This is a genomic window from Hymenobacter algoricola, assembly GCF_039539525.1.
Classification (GTDB): Bacteria; Bacteroidota; Bacteroidia; order Cytophagales; family Hymenobacteraceae; genus Hymenobacter; species Hymenobacter algoricola.
Window position 1 is genome coordinate 45315 of record NZ_BAABDH010000109.1, and the last position, 22419, is coordinate 67733.

Genomic DNA, 22419 nt, shown 5'->3' on the forward strand with positions numbered 1-22419 from the left:
GCAACTAATTTCGAAGGCGGCTCCAACGCGGGGCATTTAGCCCGTTTTAGCGGCTGCAAAACCAGAACGGCTACCCCTGCGGGCAGCCGTTCTGGTTTCTAAGGGCACGCCCACAAAAGTCGTGGAATCCGTGGTTTGCCTTATTGTTCGCCCTTCAGCTGGTCCTCGCCGCCGTACGGAGCGCCGGCCGTAATGTCGCCGCGCAGGCCGCCCTGCGACACGCCCGGGCCGCTGTCGGGTTGTCGCGAAGTGGTGGTGTTCGCCTCGGTGGGTGGGTTCATGGCGCTGCCGGTGGCCGGCTGTCCGCTGCCGGTAATGATGGTGGCCTGCTCGCCCACGGGGCCGGCCAGCTCGCTTACCTTGGCTACGTACTGGCGCTTGGCGTCGTCTTCGCTCACGCCCTTGAACTTGCTCCACGAGTCCCACTGGGCCTGCGACATGCCCGGGGTGCCGCTGGGGTTGTCGGGCGTGTCGTCGCCCACCACCTCGCCCTTGGTATCATGGTCGCCTTCGGTGGCCTGCTTGTAAAGGCCGTAGAGCTCCGTCATGTGGGCGGCGGCTTTATCACCGGGCAGGCCGTCGACGCGGGCCACGGCGGTTTCAAATTGCTTTTGTAAGTCCATTTGCTGCTGAAGGTCCATAGGGGAGGGGAAATAAGGTGAATGTCGGAGAGTGTACTATCGTGGCACGGCTTTGGTTGCGGGGGCGCCCCGCTACTTTTTTGGAACGTTAGTCCGTAGACTTCGTACTTTTGCCCGCTAATTATGTGTGGAATCACCGGAATATTCGCCTTTACCGACGCTGGACGCAGCACGCTCTCCGCGCTGCAAGCCTCCACCGACGCCATTGTCAGCCGCGGACCTGATTCGCAGGGGCATTTTGTGTACGACCACTGCGGGCTGGGCTTCCGCCGGCTGGCCATTCTCGACCTCTCGGCCGACGGCAACCAGCCCATGACCGACGAGTCGGGCCGCTACACGATTGTGTTCAACGGCGAGATCTTCAACTTTCGGGAGCTGCGGCAGAAGCTGGTCAAGAAAGGCCACACGTTCCGGTCACAGACCGATACGGAGGTTATTCTGAAGCTTTACATCAGTGAGGGCCGCGGGTTTTTGAAGAAGCTCAACGGCTTCTTCGGCCTGGCCATCTACGATAAAGAAGAGGATTCGCTGTTCATTGCCCGCGACCGGATGGGGGAGAAGCCCCTGCTGGTATACCGCGACGAGGACAAGATGTTCTTCGCCTCCGAAATGAAGTCGCTGCTGGCGCTGGGCGTGCCCCGCAAGCTCGACTACGCGGCCCTGAGCCATTATCTGCAGCTCAATTACATTCCCGGTCCCGCCACCATTTTTAAGGGCGTCAAAAAGCTGCTGCCCGGCCACTACCTCTATGTGAAGGGCGGTAAAGTGGTGGGCAAGCGCTGGTATAAGATTCCCTACGACCAGAAGAAAACGGACAGGAACAAGCTCAGCTACGAGCAGCAGCAGAAAAAGCTGGTCGAGCTGCTCGACGATGCCACCGCCCGCCGCCTGGTGGCCGACGTGCCCGTGGGCGCATTCTTGAGCGGGGGCATCGACTCCTCGGTTATCGTGGCGCTGGCCTCGCGCCACACCCAGCACCTGAACACGTTCAGCATCGGCTACCGCGACGAGCCCTTCTTCGACGAAACCAAGTACGCCAAGCTGGTAGCCGAGCGCTACAAAACCAACCACACGGTTTTCTCGCTCACCAACCAGGACCTGTACGACCATATTTTCGACGTGCTCGACTACATCGATGAGCCTTTCGCCGACTCCTCGGCCCTGGCGGTGTACATTCTGAGCAAGCGCACCCGCGAAAAAGCCACGGTGGCGCTGTCGGGCGACGGGGCCGACGAAATGTTTGCCGGCTACAACAAGCACATGGGCGAGTTTCAGGTGCGGCAAGGCGGCTTCAAAGCCGAAGCCGTTACGGGCCTCAACCTGCTCTGGGACGTGCTGCCCAAGTCGCGCAACTCGTTTTTTGGTAACAAGGTGCGCCAGTTTCAGCGCTTCTCGCGCGGCATGCTCAGCGGCCCCAAAGACCGGTACTGGGACTGGGCTACCTTCGTAAGCGAGAAGGACGCCCGCAACCTGCTCAGCCCCGCGTCGCGGCGCAAGGTGGGCAAGAAGCTGGCCGAGAAGCGCCGCAAGGACATTCTGGAAAACCTGCACGCCGACGGCGACCTGAACGAGGTGCTGCTCACGGATATGAACCTGGTGCTGCCCTACGACATGCTCACCAAGGTGGACCTGATGAGCATGGCCAACTCCCTGGAGGTGCGCCCCCCGTTCCTGGACCCGAACGTGGTCAACTTCGCCTTTTCGCTGCCGGTCACTAGTAAGATCGATGCCAACATGAAAAAGCGCATCGTGCAGGACGCGTTCCGGCCGATGCTGCCCGAAGAGCTGTATAAGCGGCCCAAGCACGGCTTTGAGGTGCCCCTGCTGAAGTGGTTCCGCAACGAGCTGCGCCCGCTCATCGAGGACGACCTGCTCTCCGACGGCTTCATTGAGGCCCAGGGCGTGTTCAGCGTCGAGGCTATCCGGGGGCTTAAAACCCAGCTGTTCTCGCGCAACCCCGGCGACGTGCACGCGCAGATCTGGGCGCTTATCGTGTTTCAGTGGTGGTGGAAACGCCATATGGTGTAGGGCCGGCGGAAAAATATCCTATTTCCGGGCGGCCCGTTCTATGTGTTTCCCCCTTGGTCTAAAACGAACTCCTTTTTAAGTATAACCCATGAAAATTGCAGTTGTAGGCACCGGCTATGTAGGCCTAGTCACCGGCACATGCTTCGCTGAAGTTGGCATCGACGTCACCTGTATCGACATCGACCAAAAGAAGATTGACAACCTTCACAAAGGGATTCTGCCCATCTACGAGCCCGGCCTGGAGGAAATGGTAACGCGGAACGTGGAAAAGGGCCGTCTGAGCTTCTCTACCAATCTGGCCGACGGGATCAAAGACTGCGACGTGGCGTTCATTGCCGTGGGCACACCTCCCGGCGAGGACGGCTCAGCTGACCTGAAGTACGTGCTGGCCGTGGCCCGCGGCATTGGCGAGCACATGAACAGCTACGGCGTTATCGTGACCAAAAGCACGGTACCCGTGGGCACGGCGGCCAAAGTGCGCGCCGAAATTGAAAAGGCTCTGGCCCAGCGCGGCCAGTCCATCGAATTTGACGTGGCTTCCAACCCCGAGTTCCTGAAGGAAGGCGCCGCCATCGACGACTTCCTCAAGCCCGACCGTATCGTGGTCGGCGTGGCGTCGGAGCGCGCGGAGGAAGTGATGAGCAAGCTCTACAAGCCCTTCCTGCTCAACGGCCACCCGATTATCTTCATGGATATTCCCTCGGCCGAAATGACGAAATACGCCGCCAACTCGATGCTGGCGACCAAGATTTCGTTTATGAATGACATTGCCAACCTGTGCGAAATCATGGGTGCCGACGTGAACATGGTGCGCAAGGGTATCGGCTCCGATGCCCGCATCGGCACCAAGTTCATCTACCCCGGCATCGGCTACGGCGGCTCCTGCTTCCCCAAGGACGTGAAGGCGCTGATCAAGACGGCGGCCGAAAACGGCTACCAGATGCAGGTGCTCAAAGCCGTGGAAAGCGTCAACGAGGCCCAGAAAGAGGTGCTGTTCGACAAAGTAACCAAGCACTTCGGCGGCGAGCTGAAAGGCAGGAAGATTGCCATCTGGGGCTTGTCCTTCAAGCCCAAAACCGATGACATGCGCGAAGCTCCCTCGTTGGTCATCATCGAGAAGCTGCTGGCCGAAGGCTGCACCGTCTCGGCCTACGACCCGGTGGCCGTGGCCGAAGCCAAGCACACGCTGGGCGACACCATCACCTACGCCAAGGACGAGTTTGACGCCCTGATTGACGCTGACGCCCTGTTGATCGTAACGGAGTGGCCCGAATTCCGCTCCCCTAATTTTGAGGTGGTGGCCCGCCTGATGAAGCAAAAAGTTATCTTTGACGGCCGTAACATCTACGATGCCAAAGAGCTGCACGCGGCTGGTTTTGCTTACCATTGCATTGGTATCCGCACCGACCACAAAGAGCCGGTGGCCTAGTTGTCGGGGCCGCGCTGTCTGCCCGCCGGGTGGCGCGGCCCCACTCCAGTGGCGTTCTACTTCCATAAATTCAGTGGCTAACTGCCATTGCTAACTGCTTGATAATGGCCAACAGCGCTGAGCAAAAACGCATTCTGATCACCGGCGGCGCCGGCTTCCTGGGTTCCCACCTCTGCGACCGGTTTATTGCCGAAGGGTACCATGTCATTGCCATGGATAACCTCATCACCGGGGACCTGACCAACATCGAGCACCTGTTCGGCAACGAGAGCTTCGAGTTTCACCACGCCGACGTGTCCAAGTTTGTCTTCGTGCCCGGCAAGCTGGACTACATCCTGCACTTTGCCTCGCCGGCCTCGCCGATCGACTACCTCAAGATTCCGATTCAGACGCTGAAAGTAGGCTCGCTGGGTACCCACAACCTGCTGGGCCTGGCCCGGGTGAAGGGCGCCCGCATGCTGATTGCCAGCACCTCGGAAGTGTACGGCGACCCGGAAGTTCACCCCCAGGTCGAGGAGTACTTCGGTAACGTAAACCCCGTGGGTCCGCGCGGCTGCTACGACGAGGCCAAGCGCTTCCAGGAGGCCATTACGATGGCCTACCACAACCACCACGGGCTGGAAACCCGCATCATCCGGATCTTCAACACCTACGGCCCCCGGATGCGCCTCAACGACGGCCGCGTGTTGCCGGCGTTCCTGAGCCAGGCGCTGCGGGGCGAAAACCTGACCGTGTTCGGCGACGGTTCCCAGACCCGCTCGTTCTGCTACGTCGACGACCTGATCGAGGGCATCTACCGCCTGCTGCTCAGCGACTACGCGCTGCCGGTCAACATCGGCAACCCCGATGAAATTACCATCAAGGAATTCGGCGAAGAAATTGCCAGCCTGATGGGCGTTGAGTTCAAGCCAACCTACCAGGAGCTGCCCCAGAACGACCCGATGAAGCGCAAGCCGGACATCACCAAAGCCCGCGAGATTCTGGGCTGGGAGCCCAAGGTAAGCCGGGCCGAAGGCCTGCGTCGGACGCTGGAGTACTTCAAGGAGCATGTCACGGTGAAAGACAATAGTCAGCCGGACAACACGCCGCGTACTTTCTAAGCCTTCAGGCCCCGGTATGCAGCAACCGCACATAATCGAGTTTGCGAAGTTAGGCGCTTCAGACATCGGTTATATCTCAGTGAGCGAGCCTGATGGCCTCGTTCCTTTTGAGGTCAAACGGACCTTCTGGACCTATTTCACTCCCGAGAGTATTGTGCGGGGCCGGCATGCCCACCATGCCACCGAACAGGTGCTGATAGCCGTAGCTGGCCGCATCATCGTCACGATGGAGCTGCCCGATGGCGCTATCAGCACCTTTGTGCTCGAGTCGCCCCACGTAGGCGTGTACATTCCGCCCAATGCCTGGCATACCATGCAGTACTCGCATACGGCCGTACAGCTCGTCTTTGCCTCTACTCCCTACCAGGAGTCGGACTACATTCGCGACTATTCCATGTTCAAGCAGGTATGGCAGTCGAAGTAGAGGCGGCCCTGGTAGCGGCGCGGGCGGAAAAGCTGTTCTTTTATTCGCCCTACAACTTTCTGCGCGCCCTTGACGGCCAGCTGCAGCAGGAGCTGTTCGGTACCGGACCTGCCGCTGCTTACGCTTCTGAGCCCAGCCAGGAAGTATTTGAGGCCGAGGTAGGGGAGCACAAAGTACAGTTCCTGTACGCTCACCTGTCCTGGGACAGTGCGTTTTTCAAAACGCCGGTCTATAAGCTTTTCACCGCCTTGTTTGCCGCGGGCGTACCGGCTGGCGCGCTGGCGCAGGCCGCGCAGGCTTTCCGGGAGCATCTGACCCAAAAGGGCGATTTTTACATCTTCGCCGAGCTGCCGGCCGAAGACACGGCTGTGGCCCAGATGCTTGGCGGCAGCTGGCGGCTGGTGGAAACCCGCCTGACGTACTTTCACGACGGCGTCAGCACGTTTGAGCAGCCCCGCTTTCCCGTTCGGCTGGCCCGGCGGGAGGAAGCCGACCACATTGGCCGGATTTCCGCGGCGGCCCGCAACGAGTACGACCGGTTTCACGCCGACGCCTGGTATGGCCCTGGGCAGGGCGACGCTTTTCTGGCCCGCTACGCCGCCGCCGCGGTAGAAGGCTACTGCGATGCCGTGCTGGTACCCGCTGAGCCGGGTCTGCCGGTCGATTCCTTTCTGGCCATCAGCGACCTGCCAGCCCATGCGGCCCGCTTCGGTACCGGCTTTTCCCGCGTCGTGCTCACGGCCGTGGGGCCGCAGAACCGGGGCTGGCACCTCAAGCTGGTGGCCGAGACGGTGCAGCGGGCCCGGGAGCAGCAGGCCGGCTACGTGCTGATGACCACCCAGGCCACGAACCGGGCCGTTTTCCGGACGTGTGAGAAACTGAACTTCAAACTGGGCGGCTGCAGCCACGTGCTGGCGCTTTCCAATACCTTGTAGCCCCCATGAAAGTCCCTTTCCTGTCCTTTACTCCCCAAAACCAGGCCGTCCGGACCGACGTGCTGGAGGCTATGGCCCGGGTTTTCGATTCGCAGTGGTACGTGCTGGGCGATGCCGTCAGGCAGTTTGAAGCTGAGTACGCCGCTTTTTCCCACACCCAGGAGTGTATCGGCGTGGCCAACGGCCTGGATGCCCTGCACCTGGCCCTGAAAGCGCTGGACATCAAGGACGGGGATGAGGTTATCGTGCCTTCCAACACCTACATTGCCACCTGGCTGGCCATTTCCTTCGTGGGCGGTACGCCCATTCCCGTGGAGCCGGTGCTGGATACCTATAACCTCGACCCGACGCTGCTGGAGGCCGCCATTACGCCCCGGACCCGCGCCATCATGCCCGTGCATCTGTACGGGCAGGCCTGCGAGATGGACGCCATTATGGCCATAGCCCGGAAGCATAATCTGTACGTGATTGAGGATAATGCCCAGTCGCAGGGCGCAGCCTACAATGGGCGGCTGACGGGCAGCTTCGGGGAGGTTAATGCCACCAGCTTTTACCCCGGCAAAAACCTGGGCGCCCTGGGCGACGCCGGCGCCATCACCACCAACGATGCGGGGCTGGCCAAGCGCGTGCGGACCCTGCGCAACTACGGCTCCCAGCAGAAGTACTACAACGAGGTTATCGGCCACAACTCCCGACTCGATGAGCTGCAGGCCGCCGTGCTGAGCGTGAAGCTGCCCAAGCTGCTGGACTGGACCCGGCAGCGCCAGGAAGTGGCGGCGCTGTACGACCAGCACCTGGCGGGCATTGCGCAGCTCAAGCTGCCCGCTACGGCAGCCGGGGCCACCCACGTGTATCACCTGTACGTGGTCCGGACGGCGCGGCGCGACGAGCTGCAGCAGCACCTGACGGCGGCGGGCATCGGTACGCTGATCCACTATCCCGTGCCGCCCCACCAGCAGCAGGCGTATGCTTCGCTGGGGTACCAGCGCGGCGCCTTTCCGCTGGCCGAAGAAATTGCGGCTACCTGCCTGAGCCTGCCGATGTGGCCGGGTATGACCGAAAACGAGGTCGAGGTCGTCAGCAGCGCAGTCCGCGCGTTCTTTCAGGCCTGATTTCAGCCCCTAATCCACCAGAATGCCCAAGCTCTCCGTCATCATTCCGTGTTATTTCAACGAGGATAACATCCCGGTTACCAGCCGCGAGCTTATTGCCAATGAGGCCCTGTTTCCCGCCGACCTGGAATTTGAGTACGTGCTGGTCGATGATGGCTCCAAGGACAACACCCTGCAGGCGCTGCTGGCTTTCCGGGCGGCCTATCCGCACAAGGTGCGGGTGGTGGAGCTGGCCGGCAACGTGGGCTCGTACAACGCCATTGTGGCGGGAATCGAACAGGCTACCGGCGACTGTATGGCCATCATCACGGCCGATATGCAGGACCCGCCGGAGCTGATGGTGCAGATGTACGACTACTGGCAGAAAGGGCTGAAGCTCATCATCGGCAACCGGCAGGACCGGGAGGAAACGGGGCTGCAGCAGCTGTTTGCCAAAGCCTTTCACGCCCTGATGAAGAAGATTGCGCTGCCCAACATCCCGGACGGCGGCTTCGATTTCGTCTTCTTCGACCGGCAGGTGGCCGAGCATATTCTGGAGCTCAAGGAGCGCAACAGCAACCTGTTCTACCTGATGGTCTGGCTGGGGTATCCGTACGTCAACATTCCCTACGTGCGGCGCAAGCGCGAAATCGGCAAGTCCCGCTGGACGATCCAGAAGAAGATCAAGCTGTTTATCGATTCTATTCTGGCCTTTTCCTTTTTCCCCATCCGGGCCATTTCCGTGCTGGGCCTGATTATGGGAAGCGTGGCGCTGCTGTATGGCTTCTATATTTTGATCAACAAGGCCGTGGGCCGTATCGATGTGGAAGGCTGGAGCGCGCTGATGGTAGTGGTGCTTTTTGTGTCGGCCTTCCAGATGATTGCCCTGGGCGTGATCGGCGAATACGTGTGGCGCGGTCTGGATGCGGCCCGCAAACGCCCCCTGTACGTGGTGAAAGAGGTTTTTTTCGGTAAATAGTCCTGGCCGGTCAGGGCTGTCCCGCCCTGCGCCCAAGCCCGGCAGTAGGGGCCGAGCAGGGCTGGTTGCCCCCGAAATGTGGCGCTGCCGGAAACGGGCCAAGCTGAAATCCGTACCTTTGCCTGCTTAGCCGAGGCCGGAGATGGCCAGACTCCGGGACGAGCTGCTTTTGCTCGGCCCTTCGTTTTTTGTGTGAACCAAGCTGTATGAACACCGGAATTATCCGCTACTCCCTTGATAGCATCCGCTATTACCTGACCACGTCGCAAAAGCGCAAAGCCGTCTGGATGTTTGCGCTGCTGCTGCTGTCCTCTTTTCTGGATGTGGTGGGCCTGGCGTCGCTGGTACCCGTGATGATGGTGGCGGCGGAGCCCGGCGGCATTCAGAAAAACAAGTATTTCGCTCCGCTCTACGATAGCCTCGGGTTTCAGTCAGACAAGAACTTCCTGCTGTTTCTGATTGTCAGCGTGTTTTTGTTTTTTCTGTTTAAAAACCTGTTTTCTACCTGGGTCAACTACCTGCAGACGCGCTTCACGGCCGACGTGGGCCTGAGCATCATCAAAACCCAGCTCACGAAGTACCTGAACTTCCCGTTCTGGTACTTCAACGACCTGGGCTCGGCCAACCTGATCAACAGTACGCTGCAGGTGCCCAGCACCTACGTGAACATGATTCTGCGGCCCCTGTTCATCTTCTTCTCCGAGGTGGCCGTGGTGCTGGTCATCGTGCTCAGCATCCTGCTCTACAAGCCGCTGCTGCTGGTTATTCTGGCTTTCGTGCTGGTACCCACCACGCTGCTGACCTACCGCGCCCTGCGGGCCCGCTCCCAGGTAATTGGCAACCGCATCAACGAGCTGCGGCCGGTTTCCTTCGGCCTGATCAGCGACCTGTTCACGGGCTTTGCGGAGCTGAAGCTGGCCAACAAGCAGAGCCGCTTCCGCGACCAGCTGGTCAGCAACCAGCAGGAAATCCAGAAGCTCGACGCTGAAGCCTACCTCTATACCCTGGTGCCGCTCAAGGTGATTGAGATGGTGGCCATCCTGGGGGTGCTGACCATTTTTCTGTACGCCATCTTCGTGCCGGGTACCTCTACCAACCTCATTACCCTGGTCGGGCTGTTTGCCGCCGCTGCCTACCGGCTCATGCCTTCCGTCAACCGCATGCTCATGTCGCTGGTGCAGCTCAAGCAGAGCCAGTATACCATTGAAAACCTGGAGTCGTTCCGCGAGGCGAAGTACGACGAGGCTCCCCACCCGCAGCAGCTGCCCCTGCACTTCGAAAGCACCCTCGCCTTCGACAACCTCCACTTCAGCTTTCCCGGGGCCGACAATCCCACGCTGCAGGGCATCAACATTACCATCCGCAAGGGTGAGAAAATCGGGTTTATCGGCAGCTCGGGCTCGGGCAAGACTACGCTCATGAACGTGCTGCTGCGCTTCTACACCGAGCAGAGCGGCCATATTCTGCTCGACGGCCAGCCGCTGACGGCCCAGAACCTTGAAGCCTGGCACCGGGTTATCGGCTACGTGAAGCAGGATACCTTCCTGATGGAGGCTTCCATCAAGGACAACATTACGCTCGGCGACCCCGAAGTCGATGCCGAGCGGCTGCGCTACGCCATCGATCAGGCATCCCTGCGCAGCTTCGTCGACGGCCTGCCCGACGGCGCGGATACGCATATCGGGGAGCGGGGCTCCAAGCTCTCGGGCGGCCAGCGCCAGCGCATTGGTATTGCCCGCGCCATGTACAAGCGCACCGAGGTGCTGGTGCTCGATGAGGCCACCAGCGCCCTCGACAACGAAACGGAGCGGGAAGTAAATGAAGCCATCAACAAGCTTTCCCAGACCGACATCACCATCCTCATCATTGCCCACCGCATCACCACGCTGCGCGAGTGTGACCGGATCTACGAGCTACGGGAGGGGAAGGTGATTGCCGAGCATCAGTACGATAGCCTGATGCGCCAAATAGTGCAGCCCTAGCGGGCCCTTCCCCACTGATTTTCTAAAATCTTGAAAATATGAGCATCAACGTCACCAAAGCCTATCTGCCCCCGCTGGAAGAATACATCGGTTATCTGGAAGGTATCTGGGAGCGAGGCTGGCTGACAAACAACGGCCCGCTGGTGCAGCAGCTCGAAGCAGAGTTGAGCACCGCCCTGAGTGGAGCCAACGTGCAGTTTATGTCCAATGGTACTATCGCCTTGCAGGTTGCCATCAAAGCCCTGGCCCTGACGGGGGAGATTATTACCACTCCTTTCTCCTACGTCGCCACCACTACCGCCATTCTGTGGGAAGGCTGCGAGCCGGTCTTCGTCGATGTGGAAGAGCAGACCTTCTGCATCGATGCCACCAAGATTGAAGCCGCCATTACTCCGCGCACCTCGGCAATTCTGGCTACCCACGTCTATGGCTACCCCTGCGATGTGCGGGCTATTGAGGCCATTGCCCGGCGGCACAAGCTGAAGGTGATCTACGATGGCGCCCACGCCTTCGGCGCGACCGTGCACGGCCGCTCCCTGCTGGCGTACGGCGATATTACCACCTGCAGCTTTCATGCTACCAAGCTGTTTCATACCAGTGAGGGCGGGGCCATCATCACCACGGACGAGAAGCTGGCCCAGAAGGTCTCGCTCTATAAATCGTTTGGGCACATCGGCGACGAGTACTACTCGCTGGGGGTGAACGGCAAAAACTCCGAGTTTCACGCTGCTATGGGCCTGTGCAATCTGCCCCGGGTGCCGGAGTTTATTGACGCCCGCCGGCAGATTGCGGAGCTGTACCGGGCCGAGCTGGCGCCGCTGCCGCTGCGCTACCCCGTGATGCCCGCCGCTACGGAGTACAACTACGCGTACTTTCCCGTCATCTTCGATACCGAAGCACGGATGCACCACGTGAAGCAGGCGCTGGCGGCCCACGGCATCAACACGCGCCGCTACTTCTTCCCTTCGCTCAACAAGCTGCCCTACCATACCGGTGCCGACTGCCCGGTATCGGAGGATATTGCGGTGCGGGTGCTGTGCCTGCCGTTCTATCAGCAGCTGGAACACGACCAGGTCCGCCGTATTGGTGCCCTGATTCGGGAGAATTACGCGTAGTTCCGGCCGTGCGGCAGAGTAGTTTTTTCACCCGGCCCGGCCGGACATTTTCGCTTGTATGCTGATAATCGGAGCCGGCGGGCACGCCACGGAGCTGCTGCAGAGTATGGAACCACTGGCCGCCGCCACCAACCTGTTTTTCTACGACGACGTAACGCCGGATTTGCCCGCTCTGCTGTTTGGCCGGTTTCCGGTGTTGCGTAGTGAAGCCGAGGCCCGCGTCCTGTTTGCCCGCGACAATACGTTTGCCCTTGGCCTGGGCGGCACCACCATCCGGTGGAAAATTGCGCAGCGGTTTCAGGCGCTGGGCGGCCAGCTGGTTTCGGTTATTGCCGAGTCGGCCAGCATCAGCCCCTACGACGTGGTGCTGGGCCCGGGCCTCAACGTAATGCAGAACGCTCTGATTTCGAGTAGTACCCAGATCGGCGAAGGCACGCTGGTGAATGCGGCCGCCAGCGTCCACCACAACACGGAGCTGGGGCGCTACTGCGTGGTGTCGCCGGGGGCCCGGGTGCTGGGGCGCTGCCAGGTCGAAGACTTCTGCCTGATCGGGGCGAATGCCACTATTCTGGCCGACATCCGGGTAGGGCACAACTCTACCATCGGGGCCGGCGCCGTGGTAACGCGGCATGTGGCGCCTAATTCAGTGGTGGTCGGCGTGCCGGCCCGCCCGATTGGTGTAGGGCACAAGGCCTAGCGCCTACAGAATGCGTATTTTCATCCTTCTCCCCCTACTACCGCTGTTCAGTAATAAGTCAGGCAATGCGTGAAGAAGAAACAACGGTTCCTTTGGTGAGTATCTGTTGCATCACCTACAATCATGAGGCTTTTTTGGCGCAGGCAATTGAGTCGGTGCTGAAGCAGCAAACCGATTTTGCGGTGGAACTGGTAATAGGGGAGGACTGCTCGCCCGACGGCACCCGGCAGATAGCGCTGGACTACCAGAGCCGCTACCCGGGGCAGGTGCGGGTACTGCTGCCGGAAAAAAACCTGGGCATCATGCGCAACCTGATGACCACCATGGCTGCCTGCACCGGCCGCTACGTCGCCTTTTTGGAGGGCGACGACTACTTTACCGACCCGCATAAGCTCCAGCGGCAGGTCGACGTGATGCGGGCCCAGCCCGACTGCACGCTCTGCATTCACGACGCGGAGGTCTTCTGGCAGGATAATTCGGCCCCGGCTTATTTGTTCAGTACCAAGTATGCCACGCTGCTGCCGGCGCACGAAGCCCGGATTACCCAGGCCGATTTAGTAGAGTACGGCTGGGGCATTCCCAGCGCATCGATGGTGTTTCGCCGGGACAGTATCCTGCCCTTGCCCGAGTGGTTTCAGGGGGTGTTCAGCGGCGACTACACCCTGCAGCTGCTTAGTACCCGGCGCGGCTACATCTACTGGCTGCCCCAGGTGATGTCGCGCTACCGGCTGCACGCGGGCGGGGTAATGCAGACCAGCAGCAACACGCTGGGACAGAATGAAAAGCGCATCTTTGAACTTGAGCACTACAAGCATTTTCTGCCCCAGCAGCTTCATGCCAAGGTCGATGAGTATCTGGAGTACCTGTACTTGGAGCGCAGCGAGAAGATGGCGGCCCTGGGCAAGCGGGGGCAGCAGCTTCGCTATTATCTGAAGGCAATGACAATAAACCGGCAGCGTTTGGGGTTTCACCTGCGAAGGTTGGTAAAACGGGTAACTTTGTCGGCGTAACCCGCCGCCAACCCGCTTAGGCGGGCGCGCAGTTCTGGTAGCAGTGCCGCCCGCCCTATTTTCTCCCGGCGAGCGGCACTGCCGTAAAAATCAGCCCCCACATTCCTGTTCGGAAGGGCTGATATCTTTTCACCAATCCGATGCTTATGCTCTCAAAGCAACAGACTCTTCCCGTAGTTGCGGAAAAAGTTGCCATCATGCAGCCTTACTTCTTTCCGTATCTGGGCTATTTTGCTTTGATCAAGCACACTGACTTCTTCGTTTCCTTCGACCCCGTGCAGTATATCCGCAAGGGCTGGATGAACCGCAACCGGGTGCTCAAGCCCGGGGAAGGGTGGCAGTATATAACTGCCCCCGTGCAGGCGGCCGACCGGGACGCCCTGATCAAAGAGGTACAGGTAGTGGAGGGGGAAGCCTGGAAAATGCAGATTCTGCGGCAACTGGAGCACTACAAAAAGCGGGCACCGTATTATGCCGAGGTGACGGCGCTGCTGGAAAGCTGCTTCGCCAGCCCCGAGCTGAGCATCAGCCGCCTCAACACGTTTTACCTGCTGCAGGTGTGCCAGTACCTGGCCATTCCGTTCAGCTACGACATCTTCTCCGACCTGAACCTGACGCTGGGACCCGTTGCGGCGCCCGACGAGTGGGCCCTGCGCACCTCCCAGGCCCTGGGGGCCACCACCTACGTCAATGCACCCGGGGGCCGGGAGTTTTTTCACCCCGAAAAATACGCCAGCGAGGGCGTCAGCCTGCAGTTTCTCGACATCACGCTGGAGCCCTACAGCCAGCGCCGCCCCACCTTCGAGGCGGGCCTCTCCATCGTGGATGTGCTCATGTTCAATACACCCGAGCAGGTGTGCGCCATGCTCGACAACGTAGTGCTGGCGGGATGAAAAAGTATATCGGCGGATTTCTGGAGCTGGAACTGTTTCCGCAGCCCGGGCCCGGCTACCACGCCGGCGCGCTGGCCCTGAGCAATGCCCGCGCCTGCGTAAGCCACATCATCGGCCAGACCGGGATGAAGCGCATCTGGCTGCCCTACTACACCTGCAATGCCCTGCTTGAGCCCTTCGAGCAGGCCAATATCCCCTACCAGTTCTATGGCCTCACCCCGGAGCTGACGGCCGCCAACCTTCCCGCCGAGCTGGCCGCCGACGAGTACCTGCTGTACGTCAACTACTTCGGGCTCAACAACGAGTACGTCCGGCAGCTGGTGAGCCGCTACGGCAACCAACTGTTGGTCGATAATACCCAGGACTTTTTTGCCCGCGGCTACGCCCGGGGCTGGGGATTCAACTCCGCCCGCAAGTCCTTTGGCGTGCCCGACGGGGGCTACGTGTACGGGCCCGCCGCCCGGCTGGGCACCGCCGACGGCTACCCCGTCAATGCGGACTACCACGCGGGCTACCTGCTCGACCGGCTCCGGGGCGCGCAGCAGCAGGCCTACGCCGGCTTCGTGGCCTATGAGCATACGCTGACCAGCCAGCCGCTGCGCATCTCGGAGTTTTCGGCATCCTTGCTCTCACAGGTCGATTTTGCCGCCGTCATTGCCAAACGCCGCGCCAACTTCGAGTACTATCACGTCCGGTTGGGTAGCTCAAACACCTTGTCAATAAAGCTGACGCTGTCCGAGCTGCCGGCCGATACCGTCCCGTTTTGCTACCCGCTGCTGCCCGCTTCCGGGCGCGAGCTGGACCGCCGGCCGCTGTTTGCCCAAAACCTGTTTATTCCCACGCTGTGGCCCGACGTGCTCACCCGCCAGCCGACGGGCTACGCCTGGGAGCGGCGTCTGACGCAGGCCGTGCTGCCGCTGCCCGTTGATCATCGCTACGGTCCGGCCGAGCTGGACAAAGTAATAGCGGCGGTCCGCGCCCAACACTCCTAAGTACTTTCTATGGCTCCAGCATTGCACCTGCGCGAGATTGAGCGCGCCGACCTGCCGCGCATCAATCAGTGGCGCAACGACCCGGAAATCATCAGCCTGCTAGGCGCCAACTTCTTTTATATTGGTGCCGGCATCGACGAGAAATGGTTTGACAGCTACCTGGCCAACCGTGACAAAGCCGTCCGCCTGGCCATTGTCGACTCTGCCACGGATACGCACATCGGCAACGTGAACCTGACGGGCATCCACGCGGTGAACCGCTCGGCCGAATTCTCGATTTTCATCGGCGACAAAAGCTACTGGTCGGCCGGCTTCGGACCCGTGGCTACCCGGCAGATGCTGCACCACGGCTTTAATGACCTGAATCTGCACCGGATCTACCTGACCCTGCTGCAAAGCAACGAGCGGGCCCTGCGCATGTACCAGCGGCTGGGGTTCCGGCAGGAGGGGCACCAGCGCCAGGCCGTGTTCAAGGGCGGACACTACCACGACGTGCTGGAAATGGCCCTGCTGCGCGACGAGTATCAACCTCAATAACTGCTGATGGAGTCGTCGACAACCCCGCTGGTGAGCGTGCTGATGATTACTTACAATCACGGCCCTTACCTGGCGCAGGCGCTGGACAGCATTCTGGCGCAGGAGCGAAATTTCAGCCTGGAAATCGTGGTGGGCGAGGACTGCTCGCCCGATAACACCCGGGCCATCGTGCTCGACTACCAGCGGCGCTACCCGGCTACCATCCGCCCGCTGCTGCCCGAGCACAATATCGGGGCCATGAACAACCAGATTCAGGTGATGGAAGCCTGCCGGGGCCGCTACGTGGCGATTCTGGAGGGCGACGACTACTGGGTGGATCCGCACAAGCTGCAGCGGCAGGTCGACTACCTGGAGAGCCACCCGGCCGCCGCGCTGGTCTTTACCGACGCCGCGCTGGTGGACGAGCAGGGACAGATGCTGGAGGAAAACTTTGTGCCGGCCCAGTACCGCCACCACTTCACGCTCAGTGAGCTGCTGCAGGAGTACTGTCCGCCGGCGCTGACGGTGCTCTACCGCAACGTGGTGCCGACGATGCCGCCGGTATTCCGGCAGATAGCCAATGGCGACTACGCTCTGTTTGCCCTCATCGGGCAGCACGGCACGCTCGACTACCTGCCCGGCGTGACGGCCCACTACCGCAAGCACGGGGGCGGCGTGTGGTCGGCGCAAAACGAGGAGAAGCGGTTCCGGATGAACCTGGCAACCAAGCTGGCCATGCTGCACTACTTTGGCCCGCAGTACCGGCCCGATATCCTGCCGGCTGTCAACTGGTACTACACCCAAATCGGCCAGCTGCTGTGGCAGCAGAAGCGCTGGAAAGAGTTTCTGCTGCTCTACGCCCAGTTTGCCAGCCTGTCCGTTTCCACCACGAACCGGGAGCTGTCGGCTTTCACCTGGAAGCTGCTCACCGGCCGTTTGTCCAAGGCTTAACCTTTCTGAAGCTGCTCATGAACGGAGTTTCCATCCTGATCTGCACCTACAACGGGGCTGCCCGGCTGCCGGAGACGCTCCGGCACGTGGCCGCCCAGCAAGTGCCCGCCCACATTCCCTGGGAAGTGCTGGTGGTCAGCAACGCCTCCACCGACGACACCATCGCCGCCGCGCAGCGCCTGGGCCGGGAGCTGCTGCTGCCGGTGCCGCTGCGGGTGCTCGACGCGCCCCGGCCGGGCAAGGAAAATGCCCTGATCCAGGGGTTTGAAGCGGCGGCCTACGAATTTATGGCCGTGGTGGACGACGACAACTGGCTGGCTCCCGACTACGTGCGGCGCGCCTACGAAACCATGGCTGCCCACCCGGCCATAGGCATTCTGGGGGCGCAGGCCCAGGGCGCGTTTGAAGTGCCGCCGCCGGCCTGGTTTGCCGAGTTTCAGGCCGTGTATGCCGTCGGCCCGCAGAACGGTGGCACCAGTGGGCCGCTGCCCGCAACGGACGGCTACCTGTACGGCGCCTGCTCGGTGGTGCGGCGCTCCGGCTGGCAAAAGCTGCGGGCCCACGGCTTTGCATTTACCACCTCCGCCAAGCGCGGCAAGGTGCTGTCCGGGGCCGAGGATGTGGAGCTGGGCGACGCGCTGCGGCTGGCGGGCTATACGCTCTGGTACGATGCGCAACTGCAGTTTCGGCACTTCATGTTCAAGGAGCGCCTGACGTGGGAATACCTGCTGCGCATGGCCCGGGGCACGGCTTCCTCCCAGCTGACCAGCGTGGTGTACTACTTTGTTTTCCGCCACCCCAACCTGACGGAAGCCCGCTTCCGCCGTCTCTACGCCAAGCGGCTGCTTTGGCTGGCTTCGCAGATTGCCCGGCAGCCCGGCACGCTGGTAAATACCCTGCTGCGCCCCGACCAGGAAGAGCTGACCGGCAACTTTGAGATGCTGCGCCTGCTCTACAACCTTAAAATGTCGGTGGCCCAGCGGGAAGAGGCGGTGGTGGTGTTCCGCCACGTGCGGGCGCTACAGCAGCGCCTCGGCGAAAAAAGCACCTGATTTTACTGAATCTTCGATTCAGCCTGTGGAGAATGTGAACCCTCTAACCACTCTGCCGAATGAGTTACTTCATTGATCAGCAGCGCAAAAAGGCCGGCCGATGCCTTGACCGCTACCGCCTCAAGAATAAGTCGTTTACGCTTTTCTCCGATGACTGCTGGGGGGGGGAGGTATACAAACACTTCGACCACCCCTTCAATACTCCGTTCATTGGGCTGATGCTGGAGGCGCCCTGCTACATGAGGCTGGTGTCCGAGCCGAAACACTATCTGGCGCAGCCGCTGGTATTTCAGAAGCACTCGTTTTACCAGGGCATAGATGCGCTGCGGGCACGCTGGCACCATTATTTTCCGATTGCCACGCTGGGTAGCGACGTGGAAATACAGTTCCTGCACTATCATTCCGACGCCGAAGCCCAGGAAAAGTGGACGCGCCGGGTGCAGCGCATCAACTGGGGCAATATCTTCCTCAAGTTCGACGGCAGCAAAGCTGGCGCTACTCCCGAGCTGACCCAACAATTTGACCAGCTGCCCTTCCCCCGGCTCACCCTGCTGCGGGAGCCCCAACCCGAAATCCAGTCGGCGCTGGTGGTGCCGAGGTATGTCAACGATGGAATGTTGCAGTTTGAGCGGGCCCGGCCGCATTTCGACCTGCTTGGCTGGCTGAACCGGGGCGCTATGCACGGCAGCAGCCTTGTCCGCTTCTACAACCAGGTATTCTTTCCCAGCAGCAGCTAATTGCAGGCGGTTGCAACGCTTTGTCCGGAAACCCGGTATTTTTGCAGGTTCAACGCCCGGCGTGCTCCCGGTACGCCGGCCCCCGCTGCCTTTCCTTTGCTTATGCCCGACTCCTCAGCGCCGCTGGTTTCCGTAATCCTGCCCGTCTACAACGCCGGAGAATACCTGCGGCCGGCCATCGACAGCATCCTGAGCCAGACCCTGCAGGACTTTGAGCTTATCATCGTCGATGACTGCTCGCCCGACGGCAGCCTGGCCGTGGCCCGCACCTACGAAGCCGACCCGCGGGTGCGGGTGCTGGCCAACAAGCAGAACCGGGGCCGCTCCTTCACCGACAACTACGGGGCCGAGTTTGCCCGCGGCCGCTACATTGCCAAGATGGATGCCGACGACGTGGCCCGGCCCCAGCGCCTGCAGCGGCAGGTCGAGTTTCTGGAGCAAAACCCCACGGTGGGCCTCACCAGCAGCTTTATGCAGTGCTTCGGCGAGTCCGACATCGTGTATACCTACCCCGTGTCGGCCGACGCGGTGCGCTGCTTTATGCTCTTCAACATGCCGGTGGCCAACCCCACCGTGTTTTTCCGCCACGCCCTGCTCACCGAGCACGGCCTGCGCTACGACGACACCATCCTCGACACCTTCGGCGAAGACTACGAGTTCATTGCCCGGGCCGCGGAAGTCGTCGCCATCGTCAACCAGCCCGAGATTCTGCTCAACTACCGCACCCTGCCCCAGACGATAAAGGGCGACGTGCACGCCCGCCGCAACGCCAAGTCCAACCAGATCCGGGAGCGGCTGCTGCGGCGCTTCGGCATCCCGTTTACGGAGCGGGAGCTGCTGGTGCACAACACCATTTCCTACGTGCCCTTCACCCTGGGCAACATTACCCTGCCCGAGGTGCACGCCTGGCTCTGGAAAATAAAGGACTACAACGCGCAGACCGGCTACGCCGACCCGGCCGTGATGCTGGGCTGCGTGGCCGAGCGGTGGTTTCTGACCTGCTACCTGAACCCCGACAACGCCACCAACAGCTTCCGCGAATACCGCCGGCAGCCCCTGGCGGGCCACTACAAGCTCACGACGAAGCTGCAGGCGAAGTTCCTGCTGAAAAGCTACGTCCTGCGCCACCGGTAACCCCCTTCCTATCCGTATGGTCACTCCCGACTCCACTAAGAAAAAGATTCTGCTCCTCACGCCCCACCTCACCTTTGGCGGGGCCGAGCGGGTGTTTCACGACCACGGGGAGGCCTTCGCGCGCCGGGGCCACCAGGTGACCGAGTGCCTCTTCGACCAGAAGGTCATTGCCTTTCCCACCCAGAATGCGCTGGTATCGCTGGACGTGCCGGCCCGGCCCGGGGTGCCCGGCAAGCTGCGCACGTTCTGGGAGCGGGTGCGCCGCACCGGCCAGATCAAGAAGGCAACCAGCGCCCAGGTCTGCATCAGCCACCTGGAGGGCGCCGACTACCTCAACCTGCTCAGCAAAGGCCCGGAGCGCGTGATTCTGTGCATTCACAACTCCAAGCGCCACGACCCCAACATCCGGGGCGCCGTGGGCTGGCTGCGCCGCACCATCCTGATGCCCCAGCTCTACCAGCGGGCCGACAAGATTGTGTGCGTGAGCCGCGACCTGCGCCAGGAGCTGCTCGATACATTCGGGCTGCCCCCGGAAAAGGTGGTCACCATCAACAACTTCTTCGACGTGGAAGGCATTGCCCGCAAAAGCCGGGAGGCGCTGCCGCCGGCCGAGGAAGAGCTGTTTGCTACCCGGCCGGTGCTGCTGGCGTCGGGGCGGCTGGGGCCGGAGAAAAACCAGCTGGCGTTGCTGCCCGTGCTGGCCGAGCTGCACCGCCGCGGGCAAACCGCCACCCGGCTGGTGCTGCTCGGCGACGGGCCCGTGCGGCCCCAGCTGCTGGCCCGCTGCCGGGAGCTGGGCCTGCGCGCCTGGCAGGCCGAGGACGGCCAGCCCTTCGGCCCCGATTACGACGTGTATTTCCTGGGCTTCCAGACCAACCCCTTCCGCTACCTGGCCCGGGCCACGGTGTCGCTGCTGCCGTCCCTGACCGAGGGCTTCCCGATGGCGCTGTGCGAGTCGATGGCCTGCCGCGTGCCGGTGGCCTCGGCCGACTGCCCCACCGGCCCCCGCGAAATTCTGGCGCCCCAGACGCCGGCTAGCCAGTACGCCGCCGCGCCCGAGTGGGCCGAGTTTGGGCTGCTGCTGCCTATTTTGACGCCCGGCCCGGGGCTGCCGGCCGCGGTAAGCGTGTGGGCGGACTCGCTCAGCACCCTGCTTGCCGACCCCGAGCTGCGCCGCCGCTACGTGGCCAAAGCCCACGAGCGGGTGCAGGACTTTGCCCCCGACCGCATCATGCAGCAATGGGAGGCCGTGCTGTAGGCTGCGCGCCGCCTGTCGGCGTATAGGAAGCTTTCTACCTCCGAATAAAACCCAACATGCTCCAACCCACTCCTGCTACCGCGCCGCGCCCGACGGGCCAGACGGGCTCGGTTCGGCCGATGATAATCTACGTGTACAATAGCTACGACGACCCGCTGTTCCGGGGCATCCTGCTGCCGTTTATGAAGCACGCGGCCCTGGCCCAGCCCGACCTGCGCTTTCACCTGATAACGTACGAGCAGGAAGACTGGCCCCTGACGCCCGAGCAGCGCCGGCAGGTGCGCGCCGACCTGGCCCAGTACCGCACCGTGTGGTATCCGCTGACCTGGCACTCGGGCCGGTTCAAGCTGCTTAAGAAAGCCTACGACCTGGTGCTGGGCACGCTGCTGGTACTCAGGCTGCGCCTGACCACCGGCGCCGGCAGCATCGGGGCGCTGTGCACCATTGCCGGCTCCTTTGCCTTTCTGATGGCCAAGCTCATGGGCCTGCGCTACTACGGCTTCTGGTACGAGCCCCACAGCGAGTTTATGCGCGACTTCAACATCTGGCCCACCTCGGGGCTGGCTTTCCGCGGCCTGCACTACATGGAGGGCCTCTCGGGCCGGCACGCCGACGTGCTGACCACCGGCACCGTGCACATGATGCGCCGCCTGGAAGAGTGGGGCAGCAAGGCCAAAGTGTTTAAGCTGCCCAGCTGCGTCGATGAGAACAAGATCTACTTCCGCCCCGAGGGCCGGCAGCGGGTGCGGGCCACGCTGCCCATTCAGGCCGAGACGCGCGTGATTCTGTACCTGGGCAAGTTCGGCGGCATCTACTACGACCGGGAAATTGCTACTATGTTCCGCACCCTGCACGAGCTGGACCCGGCCCTGTTTTTCCTGATCGTGTCGCCGGATCCCGCGTCCCACATTGCGGGACTGATGCAGGAAGAGGGCGTGCCGGCCACCCACTACGCCGTTACGCGCAGCCCCTACAGCGAGGTGCAGGACTATATTTCGGCGGCCGACTTCGGGGTGGTGGCCATTCCGGCGCTGTCGGCCCAGCAGTTTCGCTCGCCCATCAAAGTAGGGGAGTACCTGTGCTGCGGGCTGCCGTACCTGGTGTGTCGGGGCATTTCGGAAGATGACGCCGTGGCCGAGCAGAAGCGTGTGGGCGTGGTGGTAAAAGACTTCTCGGCGCCGGAAATCCGGGCTGCCTACCCCCAGATTGAGCAGTACCTGCACGAGGACAAAGATGAGCAGCGCCGCCGCTGCCGGGCCGCCGGCATCGAGTACCGCGGCGTGAGCCAGTACCTGAGCACCGCCGAGGCTATCTTTGCCACCGTATAACCAACTCGTTGGGCTGGGCGCCTGCCCTGCAACCTTCCTCTGCCGAGTTGTCGGAAAATGAGGCTACTATTAATGAACGCTGTAGCAGGAACCCGTAATTTTGGCCCCAGGCCGTGCCGGCTTCCTA

At 61.6% G+C, this 22419-nt stretch carries 21 protein-coding genes; 20 read left to right on the forward strand and 1 reads right to left on the reverse strand.

The window, feature by feature from the left end; translation table 11 throughout:
* Positions 1-140 precede the first annotated feature (140 nt).
* Positions 141-641 carry an acyl-CoA-binding protein gene (locus ABD842_RS18320; RefSeq protein ID WP_345117115.1) on the reverse strand — a complete coding sequence of 167 codons (501 nt, stop codon included), beginning with the start codon at positions 639-641 and terminating at the stop codon, positions 141-143.
* A gap of 123 nt (positions 642-764) precedes the next feature.
* On the opposite strand from ABD842_RS18320, the gene asnB reads away from it, so the two are divergent.
* The 20 genes from asnB (at position 765) to ABD842_RS18420 (ending at position 22292) form a co-directional block, all read left to right on the forward strand.
* Complete coding sequence (gene asnB, locus ABD842_RS18325; protein ID WP_345117117.1) at positions 765-2669, forward strand: asparagine synthase (glutamine-hydrolyzing); 1905 nt, start codon at positions 765-767, stop codon at positions 2667-2669.
* An 88-nt stretch (positions 2670-2757) separates the two neighbouring features.
* A complete protein-coding gene (locus ABD842_RS18330) occupies positions 2758-4098 on the forward strand; it encodes a UDP-glucose dehydrogenase family protein (protein ID WP_345117118.1) in 1341 nt (446 codons plus the stop codon).
* Positions 4099-4202: 104 nt separating this feature from the next.
* On the forward strand, positions 4203-5198 hold the full coding sequence (locus ABD842_RS18335; protein ID WP_345117120.1) for a UDP-glucuronic acid decarboxylase family protein: 996 nt from the start codon (positions 4203-4205) through the stop codon (positions 5196-5198).
* A gap of 79 nt (positions 5199-5277) precedes the next feature.
* Positions 5278-5622: a sugar 3,4-ketoisomerase gene (locus tag ABD842_RS18340; protein WP_345117122.1), complete on the forward strand. Its 345-nt coding sequence runs from the start codon at positions 5278-5280 to the stop codon at positions 5620-5622.
* Positions 5607-6557 carry a hypothetical protein gene (locus tag ABD842_RS18345; protein ID WP_345117124.1) on the forward strand — a complete coding sequence of 317 codons (951 nt, stop codon included), beginning with the start codon at positions 5607-5609 and terminating at the stop codon, positions 6555-6557. The genes ABD842_RS18340 and ABD842_RS18345 overlap by 16 nt, the downstream gene beginning before the upstream one ends.
* Before the next feature lie 5 nt (positions 6558-6562).
* Positions 6563-7669 carry a DegT/DnrJ/EryC1/StrS family aminotransferase gene (locus tag ABD842_RS18350; RefSeq protein ID WP_345117126.1) on the forward strand — a complete coding sequence of 369 codons (1107 nt, stop codon included), beginning with the start codon at positions 6563-6565 and terminating at the stop codon, positions 7667-7669.
* A 22-nt stretch (positions 7670-7691) separates the two neighbouring features.
* On the forward strand, positions 7692-8627 hold the full coding sequence (locus tag ABD842_RS18355; protein ID WP_345117128.1) for a glycosyltransferase family 2 protein: 936 nt from the start codon (positions 7692-7694) through the stop codon (positions 8625-8627).
* Between the two features lie 206 nt (positions 8628-8833).
* A complete protein-coding gene (locus ABD842_RS18360) occupies positions 8834-10609 on the forward strand; it encodes an ABC transporter ATP-binding protein (protein WP_345117129.1) in 1776 nt (591 codons plus the stop codon).
* A gap of 38 nt (positions 10610-10647) precedes the next feature.
* Positions 10648-11724: a DegT/DnrJ/EryC1/StrS family aminotransferase gene (locus ABD842_RS18365; RefSeq protein ID WP_345117131.1), complete on the forward strand. Its 1077-nt coding sequence runs from the start codon at positions 10648-10650 to the stop codon at positions 11722-11724.
* Positions 11725-11782: 58 nt separating this feature from the next.
* Positions 11783-12421: a NeuD/PglB/VioB family sugar acetyltransferase gene (locus ABD842_RS18370; RefSeq protein ID WP_345117133.1), complete on the forward strand. Its 639-nt coding sequence runs from the start codon at positions 11783-11785 to the stop codon at positions 12419-12421.
* A 65-nt stretch (positions 12422-12486) separates the two neighbouring features.
* Positions 12487-13431, forward strand: coding sequence for a glycosyltransferase family 2 protein (locus ABD842_RS18375; RefSeq protein WP_345117136.1), 945 nt, complete (start codon positions 12487-12489; stop codon positions 13429-13431).
* A 146-nt stretch (positions 13432-13577) separates the two neighbouring features.
* Positions 13578-14324, forward strand: a complete 747-nt coding sequence (locus tag ABD842_RS18380) for a WbqC family protein (RefSeq protein WP_345117138.1) — start codon at positions 13578-13580, stop codon at positions 14322-14324.
* Positions 14321-15316: an aspartate aminotransferase family protein gene (locus ABD842_RS18385; RefSeq protein WP_345117140.1), complete on the forward strand. Its 996-nt coding sequence runs from the start codon at positions 14321-14323 to the stop codon at positions 15314-15316. Before ABD842_RS18380 ends, ABD842_RS18385 begins: the two co-directional genes overlap by 4 nt.
* Positions 15317-15325: 9 nt before the next feature.
* On the forward strand, positions 15326-15853 hold the full coding sequence (locus tag ABD842_RS18390; RefSeq protein ID WP_345117142.1) for a GNAT family N-acetyltransferase: 528 nt from the start codon (positions 15326-15328) through the stop codon (positions 15851-15853).
* A 6-nt stretch (positions 15854-15859) separates the two neighbouring features.
* A complete protein-coding gene (locus ABD842_RS18395; RefSeq protein ID WP_345117144.1) occupies positions 15860-16783 on the forward strand; it encodes a glycosyltransferase in 924 nt (307 codons plus the stop codon).
* A 17-nt stretch (positions 16784-16800) separates the two neighbouring features.
* Entirely contained in the window at positions 16801-17835 is a 1035-nt protein-coding gene (locus ABD842_RS18400; protein ID WP_345117146.1) for a glycosyltransferase, read from the forward strand.
* Between the two features lie 59 nt (positions 17836-17894).
* A complete protein-coding gene (locus ABD842_RS18405) occupies positions 17895-18572 on the forward strand; it encodes a DUF1919 domain-containing protein (RefSeq protein ID WP_345117148.1) in 678 nt (225 codons plus the stop codon).
* A gap of 102 nt (positions 18573-18674) precedes the next feature.
* Entirely contained in the window at positions 18675-19706 is a 1032-nt protein-coding gene (locus ABD842_RS18410; RefSeq protein WP_345117150.1) for a glycosyltransferase family 2 protein, read from the forward strand.
* 16 nt (positions 19707-19722) lie between these two features.
* Positions 19723-20964, forward strand: coding sequence for a glycosyltransferase (locus ABD842_RS18415; RefSeq protein WP_345117152.1), 1242 nt, complete (start codon positions 19723-19725; stop codon positions 20962-20964).
* A gap of 56 nt (positions 20965-21020) precedes the next feature.
* Complete coding sequence (locus ABD842_RS18420; RefSeq protein WP_345117154.1) at positions 21021-22292, forward strand: glycosyltransferase family protein; 1272 nt, start codon at positions 21021-21023, stop codon at positions 22290-22292.
* Positions 22293-22419 lie beyond the last annotated feature (127 nt).